The following is a 7,867-nucleotide window of genomic DNA, read 5'->3' as shown; positions in this document are numbered from 1 at the left end:
TAGGCCGGGCGGCAGATAAACGAAAGGGCGGCCCGTCGCCGGACCGCCCTTCCCTTCGGGCACGAAACCCTGCGTGATGCCGCGCTTACTTGAGCTCGACGGTCGCGCCGGCTTCCTCGAGCTGCTTCTTGAGCTTCTCGGCCTCGTCCTTATTGACGCCTTCCTTGACGGCCTTCGGCGCGCTCTCGACGAGCGTCTTCGCCTCAGTCAGGCCCAGGCCGGTGATGGCGCGGACTTCCTTGATCACGTTGATCTTCTTGCCACCGTCGCCGGTGAGGATCACGTCGAACTCGGTCTTCTCTTCCGCCGCCGGGGCACCGGCGCCACCGCCGGCCGGAGCCGCGACCGCGACAGCAGCGGCGGCCGAAACGCCCCACTTCTCTTCGAGCAGCTTCGAAAGCTCGGCCGCCTCGAGGACGGTCAAAGCGGACAGGTCGTCAACAATCTTCTGCAGGTCTGCCATGATATTCTCCGTTGGGGCACGAAGCGCCCCGCTAAGTCAGGTTTATGCTTCTTCCTTGGCCGCATAGGCCCCGAACACGCGTGCGAGCTGGCCCGCGGGCGCCTGGACGATCTGGACCACCTTGGTCGCGGGCGCCTGAACGAGGCCCACGATCTTGGCGCGCAGCTCGTCGAGGCTGGGCAGCTCGGCCAGCGCCTTCACGCCGGCAACGTCGAGCACGGTCTCGCCCATCGCGCCGCCCACGATTTCCAACTTGTCGTTGGTCTTCGCGAAATCGACGACGACCTTGGCGGCCGCGACCGGGTCCACCGACGTCGACAGCGCCGTCGGGCCGGTCAGCAGATCGCTGAGCGACGCGTAGGGCGTGCCTTCGGCGGCGATGCGGGCAAGGCGGTTCTTGGCCACTTTGTAGCTGGCGCCGGCTTCGCGCATCTTCACCCGGAGCGCCGTCGACTGCGCGACGGTCATGCCCAGGTTGCGGGTGACGACGACGACCGACGTCTCCCCAAAGGTGCGGTTCAGCTCTGCGACCAGCTCGGACTTTTGAGCACGATCCATTGCCATCTCCGTTTCGTCCGGAGCGGCATGCCCCGGACGCATTCGAACCGCACGCGGCGCAAGCCACGAGCGGCAAAGTCCGATGGGGATGGGATACCTGACCATGCGGGCGCGAGGCCCGTCAGGCAGACCGGCAGATCGCGAACGAACCGCCGAAAAATCTCTTCCCCGTCTCGGCAGGGCATTAAGCGTGGGCGAACACCACGCACCTGCTGTCTCGGACGGAGCCCGGCTGGCCAAAGCCCGCCGGACGCGGACGCGCCTCTAGCCGAACGACGGTGAAAGTCAAGGAAGCGCCTCCAGACGGAGCGTACATACGAAAAGGGCCGGGATCGCTCCCGGCCCTTCGTGTTTCGATCGGCTCGGCCTTAGGCGGCCGACACCTCGGCCGGATCGACCTTGATGCCCGGGCCCATTGAGCTGCTGACGGCGACCTTACGCAGGTACTTGCCCTTGGCGCCCGACGGCTTCGCCTTGATCACCGCATCGACGAGCGCGTCGAAGTTCGCGCGCAGATCCTCGGCCGGGAACGACGCCTTGCCGATGCCCGAATGGATGATGCCGGCCTTTTCGACGCGATATTCGACCTGGCCGCCCTTGGCGGCCTTGACCGCGCCGGCGACGTCCATCGTCACGGTGCCGAGCTTCGGGTTCGGCATTAGCCCCTTCGGACCCAGGACCTTACCGAGACGACCGACCAGACCCATCATGTCCGGGGTCGCGATGCAGCGATCGAAATCGATCGTGCCGCCCTGGACGATCTCGAGCAGATCCTCCGCCCCGACCACGTCGGCGCCCGCCGCCTTGGCTTCGTCGGCCTTGGCGCCGCGCGCGAACACGCCGACGCGGACATCCTTGCCGGTGCCCTTGGGCAGCGTGACGACGCCACGGACCATCTGGTCGGCGTGACGCGGATCGACGCCGAGGTTCAGCGCGACCTCGATCGTCTCGTCGAACTTGGCGGTGGCGTTCGCCTTCGCGAGGCCGATCGCCTCGTCGACGCCATGGAGCTTGACCGAGTCGACCGACCAGCTCTTCTGCTTCTTGCTCAGCTTCGCCATCGGATCAGCCCTCCACAACCTGCAGGCCCATCGCGCGCGCGGAGCCTTCGATGATCTTCGTCGCCGCTTCGACATCGGTCGCGTTCAGGTCCTTCATCTTGGCCTGCGCGATCTCGGCAACCTGCGAGCGCTTGATCGTGCCCGCGGACACCTTGCCCGGCTCCTTCGAACCCGACTTCAGGTTGGCGGCCTTTTTCAGGAAGTAGGTCGCGGGCGGCGTCTTGGTGACGAACGAGAAGGAACGATCCGCATAGACGGTGATCACCGTCGGCAGCGGCGTGCCCGGCTCTTCCGAACCGGTCGCGGCGTTGAACGCCTTGCAGAATTCCATGATGTTGACGCCGCGCTGACCGAGCGCGGGGCCGATCGGCGGCGACGGATTGGCCTTGCCGGCCGGCACCTGCAGCTTGATGTAACCCGTAATCTTCTTCGCCATGTTTTCCTCCTATGGCTTAGCGGTCCCAGCGGCCCGACGGGCCTCCCGCGCATTTCCCGGCTCGCGCCGGAAACCCTTGACTTACTTGACGCGCTCGACCTGGTCGAATTCCAGTTCGACCGGCGTCGCGCGTCCGAAGATCGACACCGAAACCTTGACGCGGCCACGATCGAAATCGAGCTCCTCGACCACGCCGTTGAAGCTCGCGAACGGCCCTTCCAGCACCTTGACCGAATCGCCGATGTCGTAATCGACCTTCAGCTTGGTCTTGGGCGCCGCGGCGGACGCCGCCTCGTCCTTGGTGTTGAGCATGCGTGCCGCCTCGGCATCGCTGATCGCCTGCGGCCGGCCGCCGACGCCCAGGAAGCCCGTCACCTTCGGCGTATTCTTGACGAGGTGATAGAGATCGTCGTTCATCGAGCCCTTGAGCAGGACGTAGCCGGGCATCAGCTTGTGATCGCTGGTCACCTTCTTGCCGCGGCGGACCTGCTGGACCTGTTCGGTCGGAACCTCGACGCCGTCGACCAACTGCTCGAGACCCAGCCGGGCCGCGTCGGCCAGGATCTGATCCCGCACCTTGTTCTCGAAGCCCGAATAAGCGTGGATGATGTACCAGCGCGACATGTGTGTCCTTGACCTCGAAGGTTAAGCGGCGAGCGACAGCAGGAAGCGGACGATCCGGCTGAACGCCCAGTCGACCCCGAAGAAGAAGATCGACAGCACCGTCGTCATGATGACCACCATCACGGCGGTCATCACGGTTTCGCGCCGGCTCGGCCAGACGACCTTGGCGGTCTCGGCCCTCACCTGCTGGATGAAGGTGGGGATGTTGCGGAACCAGCCCGCCACGCCGCCCTTGCTAGCCTCTGCCACGCTCTTCCTTTGCCAAACTCAACGAAAATGGGGCCATGCGGCGGCACGCCCCCGTTTGCAAGGAAGCACCGCTTCGGCCCGCTGCTTTTCGAACCTTATCGCTCCTGGGCCGAACATCTTACGATGGCAGGAGTGGAGGGACTCGAACCCACGGCCCTCGGTTTTGGAGACCGATGCTCTACCAACTGAGCTACACTCCTCCGGCCCGGAAGCGGAGCGCGACATAGCGGCGGGGTCGAGGGAGCGCAAGTAGCGCGCATGATTCGAGAGATTAACGGGCGTTAGTGAGACGAGCCGTGCCGCGCCGTCGTCGATTTGATCCGCGATGCCACAGGATGATCGGGCCGACGCGGACTCCGCTCCATTCGCCGCAGTACGCTTCCGTTCGCCGACGATCGCACTTTATGGCCCTAACCGTCAGCGGGATCGGGGGATCGTCCGAATATGTTCAAGCGCACGAAGGCGGCTCTTTGTTCCGCCCTCTTCATTGCCACGGTCGCGGTGCCGCAAGCGGCGAACGCCCAGACCTTCTGGCAGTGCGCGCCCTTCGCCCGCATGTTTTCCGGCGTACAGCTGTTCGGCGCGGCGGCGTCGTGGTGGAACCAGGCGATCGGCAAATATACGCAGGGCCATGCGCCCAAGCCCGGCGCGGTGCTGGTGTTCAAGGCGATCGGATCGATGCGTTCGGGCCACGTCGCGACGGTAACCAAGGTGATTTCCGACCGCATCGTACAGGTCACGCACGCCAACTGGAGCAACCGCGGCGGCGTCGAACGCGACGTCAAGGTCGTCGATGCTTCATCCAACGGCGACTGGAGTACGGTGCGCGTCTGGTACGGCCCGATCCGTGACATCGGGACGAAGGCCTATCCTACCTACGGCTTCATCTACTCGGGCGCCAAGGCCGCGACCCGTGATGGCGAGGAAGCCGCGGCAGGCCTGCTGAACAAGGCCTCCTGATCCCGAGCCGGTAGCCTTTTCGCGAACGGGGCTCTAACGGCGCCCGATGGACGTTTCCGATCTTCGCGTCGCCCTGTTCTCGGGCAACTATAATTATGTCCGCGACGGCGCCAATCAGGCGCTCAACCGCCTGAGCGGCTATCTGCAGCGGCAGGGTGCGAAGGTGCGCATCTACAGCCCCAAGAGCAAGACGCCCGCCTTCCCCGCCATCGGCAAGGTCGTGGGCGTGCCCGCCATCCCGATTCCCGGCCGCACCGAATATCGCATGCCGCTCGGCATCACGCCCAAGATCCAACGCGACCTGAAGGAGTTCGGTGCGAACATCTTCCACGTCGCCATCCCGGAATTCCTCGGCCACCGCGCGGTCACGCTGGCGCACAAATGGAACAAGCCGGTCGTCGCCTCCGTCCACACGCGCTTCGAAACCTACCCGCGCTATTACGGCTTCGCTTTCCTCGAGCCGCTGGTCGAGGCGGGGCTGCGCCGCTTCTACCGCCGCTGCGACGCGATCTTCGCCCCGTCCGAATCGATGGCGCAGGTGCTGCGCGAACAGCGGATGAGCTACGATGTCGGCATCTGGTCGCGCGGCGTGGACACCGACATCTTTTCGCCCGCGCGGCGTGACCTGCATTGGCGGCGCAGCCTGGGTATCGCCGACGAGGAGCCGGTGGTCGCCTTCATCGGGCGGATCGTGATGGAAAAGGGCCTCGACGTCTTCGCCGAGGCGATGGACGTGCTGCGCCGCCGCGACATCAAGGCGCGCGTGCTGGTGATCGGTGAAGGGCCTGCCCGCGCGTGGTTCGAGGGGCGCTTGCCGCCCGGCGCGGTCTTCACCGGATTTCAGCGGGGCGAGGATCTCGGCCGCGCGATCGCGTCCGCCGACATGCTGCTCAACCCGAGCGTGACCGAGACGTTCGGCAACGTCACGCTGGAGGCGATGGCCTGTGGCCTGCCGGTGATCGCGGCGCGCGCGACCGGCAGCCTCAGTTTGGTCGAAGACGGGGTCACCGGCCGGCTGATCCGCCCCGGTGCGAACGAGGCCTTTGCTCAGGCGCTCGCTTTCTATTGCGGCGATCCGGAAGCCCGCGCGGCCTCGGGCGCTGCCGGACGCGCTGTCAGCGAACGATATTCATGGGACTCGGTCAACGCCGCGCTGGTCGAGGGGTATCTGCGCATCATCCGCCATCGCGAGGCAGGCAACAGGCCGATCAACCGGCCGCGCTGACCTTACCCGACGAACGCGAAGTCATCCGAGCTGGCTTTAACGGAGGCCTGAGTGCGGCATTCACGTCCTTGGCAGGTCACCCGGTCAAGAAGAGACAGCGCGCGATACTCACGCCGACGAGGAACGCCGCAAGAGAGGCGACGACCAGCGCAAGGCCGATCAAGGGAACGCGCGCAGAAAGCGGCAGCTTGGACAGGCTGCTAATCATGATAGCGCTAACGCCAAGCGTCGATATTCGTGCCGACAACACGGCGGAGTTTCACACCGCCTGATCGATGACACCCGTCTGGGACATTGGTGCCCCGGGAGAGACTCGAACTCCCGACCTGCGGTTTAGGAAACCGTTGCTCTGTCCTGCTGAGCTACCGGGGCGCCGTGCCCGCCGTCCGTAGGTTTGACGGATCGGCGGGTCAACGCTCAACCACGCTGGAGGGGCGCCGCCCGGCGAAGGGGTTTCAGGCGTTTTCAGCGGTGCCCGGCTCCGCCATGTCGCGATGTTTCTTCGCCAGCAGGCTGTCGGGCGTGACGTGGCTGATCGCCGCCTGCAGCTTATTCTGCCAGCCCGATACGATGTGGCCGGCTCCCGACATCAGCGCGTCCCATCCGTCCTGCGCGACCTTCGCGGCATCGTCCTTCTCCTGCGTGCCGACCTTGGTGTCGAGCATGTCGGCACGGTCGAAGAATTCGGTCTCGGTCGCGCCGGGCATCAGCACGGTGACGGTCACGCCGCTCTCACGCAGTTCCTCGCGCAAAGCGTAGGAGAAGCTGTCGAGATAGGCCTTTGTGCCGTTATACACCGCCTGGAAGCTGCCCGGCATCAGGCCCGCGATCGAGCCGGTGATGAGGATGCGGCCCGATCCACGCGCCTGCATGTCGCGCGCCACCTTCTGGATCAGGTAGGTCGTGCCCGTCACGTTGGTGTCGATCACGCGCCGCCAGTCAGCGACGTCCTGCTCGACGAAGGCCCGGCCGAGACCGCGTCCGGCATTGGCGAGCAGCAACTCGACCGGCCGGCCGTTGGCGGCCTCGATCAGCCGATCATTGCCCTCGAACGTCGCGAGATCGGCCTCGATCGCGGTGACCTCGGTTCCGTGCGTGCGGAAGTCGGCGGCAGCGCCCTCGATCAGCGGCTCGTCGGCGACGACCAACAGGTCATAGCCCTCCTGCGCGGCAATATGCGCCAGTTCGAAGCCGATGCCGGTGGACGCACCGGTGACGATGGCAAGTTTTCCGTTACCCATGGGTCTGGCTCCTCAAGCAGGCATTTCGACGCTGATCTTCTCCAGCCCAGGCTTGAGGACGATCTTGGTCGTGGTGTTCTGGTGGTCGTGGAACAGCTTGTAGCCGTCCGGCGCATTTTCGAGCGGGAGACGATGCGAGATGAGGAAGGTCGTATCGACCTTGTCTTCCAGGATCGCGTTGAGCAGCCCCGGCATGTAATGCTGAACGTGGGTCTGGCCGGTCTTCATCGTCAGCCCCTTCTCCATGAAGGCGCCCATCGGGAATTTGTCGACGAAGCCGCCATAGACCGCCGGCACCGAGACGCGTCCGCCCTTGCGACAGGCGAGGATCGCCTGGCGCAGCGCGTGGATGCGATCGGTGCCCAAGAAGGTCGAAACCTTGAGCTGATCGACCACATTGTCGACGAACAGGCCGTGCGCCTCCAGCCCGACGCTGTCGATCACCGCGTCGGGGCCGATCCCGCCGGTCATCTCCATCAACGCGTCATAGACCTTGATATCGTTGAAGTTGATCGTCTCCGCGCCGAAACGCGCCGCCAGTTCGAGACGGTTTGGAAAATGATCGATCGCGATCACGCGCTCGGCCCCCATTAGGAACGCCGACTGGATCGCGAACAGGCCCACCGGGCCGCAACCCCACACGGCGATGGTATCACCGGGTTCGATGTCGGCATTTTCCGCCCCCATCCAGCCCGTGGGCAGGATGTCCGACAGGAACAGGACCTTGTCGTCGTCGACCCCGTCGGGGATCACGATCGGCCCCACGTCCGAATATGGCACACGGACATACTCGGATTGTCCACCCGCATAGCCGCCGGTCATGTGGCTATAGCCGAACAGCCCGGCCATGCGGTTGCCGTAGGCCAGTTCCGAAATATCCTGATTGTCGGCCGGGTTGCTGTTGTCGCAGCAGCTATATTGATGCTTCGCGCAGAAATAGCAGGACCCGCACGAGATGGTGAAGGGCACCACCACGCGCTGCCCTTTCTTCAACGTCGAGCCCGATCCCGTTTCGACCACCTCGCCCATGAATTCATGGCCGAGGATGTC

Annotated in this window: 11 protein-coding genes and 2 tRNA genes; 2 read left to right on the top strand and 11 right to left on the bottom strand. The window is 65.0% G+C overall.

Features of this window, described 5'->3' with window-relative positions; genetic code table 11:
- Positions 1–85: 85 nt before the first annotated feature.
- The 7 genes from rplL to ACOJSF_RS13585 all read right to left on the bottom strand — a co-directional run bounded on the left by rplL (position 86) and on the right by ACOJSF_RS13585 (position 3,591).
- Positions 86–463, bottom strand: coding sequence for a 50S ribosomal protein L7/L12 (gene rplL, locus ACOJSF_RS13615; protein WP_420142735.1), 378 nt, complete (start codon positions 461–463; stop codon positions 86–88).
- A gap of 42 nt (positions 464–505) precedes the next feature.
- Entirely contained in the window at positions 506–1,021 is a 516-nt protein-coding gene (gene rplJ, locus ACOJSF_RS13610; protein ID WP_420142736.1) for a 50S ribosomal protein L10, read from the bottom strand.
- 368 nt (positions 1,022–1,389) lie between these two features.
- Entirely contained in the window at positions 1,390–2,082 is a 693-nt protein-coding gene (rplA, locus tag ACOJSF_RS13605; RefSeq protein ID WP_420142734.1) for a 50S ribosomal protein L1, read from the bottom strand.
- 4 nt (positions 2,083–2,086) lie between these two features.
- Positions 2,087–2,518 carry a 50S ribosomal protein L11 gene (gene rplK / locus ACOJSF_RS13600; protein WP_420142733.1) on the bottom strand — a complete coding sequence of 144 codons (432 nt, stop codon included), beginning with the start codon at positions 2,516–2,518 and terminating at the stop codon, positions 2,087–2,089.
- 81 nt (positions 2,519–2,599) lie between these two features.
- On the bottom strand, positions 2,600–3,142 hold the full coding sequence (gene nusG, locus ACOJSF_RS13595) for a transcription termination/antitermination protein NusG (protein ID WP_420142732.1): 543 nt from the start codon (positions 3,140–3,142) through the stop codon (positions 2,600–2,602).
- 21 nt (positions 3,143–3,163) lie between these two features.
- Entirely contained in the window at positions 3,164–3,391 is a 228-nt protein-coding gene (secE, locus tag ACOJSF_RS13590) for a preprotein translocase subunit SecE (RefSeq protein ID WP_420142731.1), read from the bottom strand.
- A 124-nt stretch (positions 3,392–3,515) separates the two neighbouring features.
- Positions 3,516–3,591 (bottom strand) — tRNA-Trp (locus ACOJSF_RS13585).
- Between the two features lie 244 nt (positions 3,592–3,835).
- Between ACOJSF_RS13585 and ACOJSF_RS13580 the strand changes: the two genes are divergently transcribed.
- Positions 3,836–4,351, top strand: coding sequence for a CHAP domain-containing protein (locus tag ACOJSF_RS13580; protein WP_420142730.1), 516 nt, complete (start codon positions 3,836–3,838; stop codon positions 4,349–4,351).
- Positions 4,352–4,397: 46 nt separating this feature from the next.
- Positions 4,398–5,576, top strand: coding sequence for a glycosyltransferase family 4 protein (locus ACOJSF_RS13575; RefSeq protein WP_420142729.1), 1,179 nt, complete (start codon positions 4,398–4,400; stop codon positions 5,574–5,576).
- 76 nt (positions 5,577–5,652) lie between these two features.
- On the opposite strand, the gene ACOJSF_RS13570 is transcribed toward ACOJSF_RS13575, so the two are convergent.
- The 4 genes from ACOJSF_RS13570 to ACOJSF_RS13555 form a co-directional block, all read right to left on the bottom strand.
- Complete coding sequence (locus tag ACOJSF_RS13570) at positions 5,653–5,784, bottom strand: hypothetical protein (RefSeq protein ID WP_420142728.1); 132 nt, start codon at positions 5,782–5,784, stop codon at positions 5,653–5,655.
- An 87-nt stretch (positions 5,785–5,871) separates the two neighbouring features.
- Positions 5,872–5,948 (bottom strand) — tRNA-Arg (locus tag ACOJSF_RS13565).
- A gap of 83 nt (positions 5,949–6,031) precedes the next feature.
- On the bottom strand, positions 6,032–6,817 hold the full coding sequence (locus tag ACOJSF_RS13560) for an SDR family NAD(P)-dependent oxidoreductase (RefSeq protein WP_420142727.1): 786 nt from the start codon (positions 6,815–6,817) through the stop codon (positions 6,032–6,034).
- Between the two features lie 12 nt (positions 6,818–6,829).
- The coding region (locus ACOJSF_RS13555) for a zinc-dependent alcohol dehydrogenase (protein ID WP_420142726.1) at positions 6,830–7,867 on the bottom strand (1,038 nt) is incomplete at its 5' end.

This window comes from Sphingomonas sp., assembly GCF_048594985.1.
Lineage (GTDB): Bacteria > Pseudomonadota > Alphaproteobacteria > Sphingomonadales > Sphingomonadaceae > Sphingomonas_I.
Note: the sequence above shows the minus strand (reverse complement) of the source record. Positions and strands in the feature narration are given on the sequence as shown.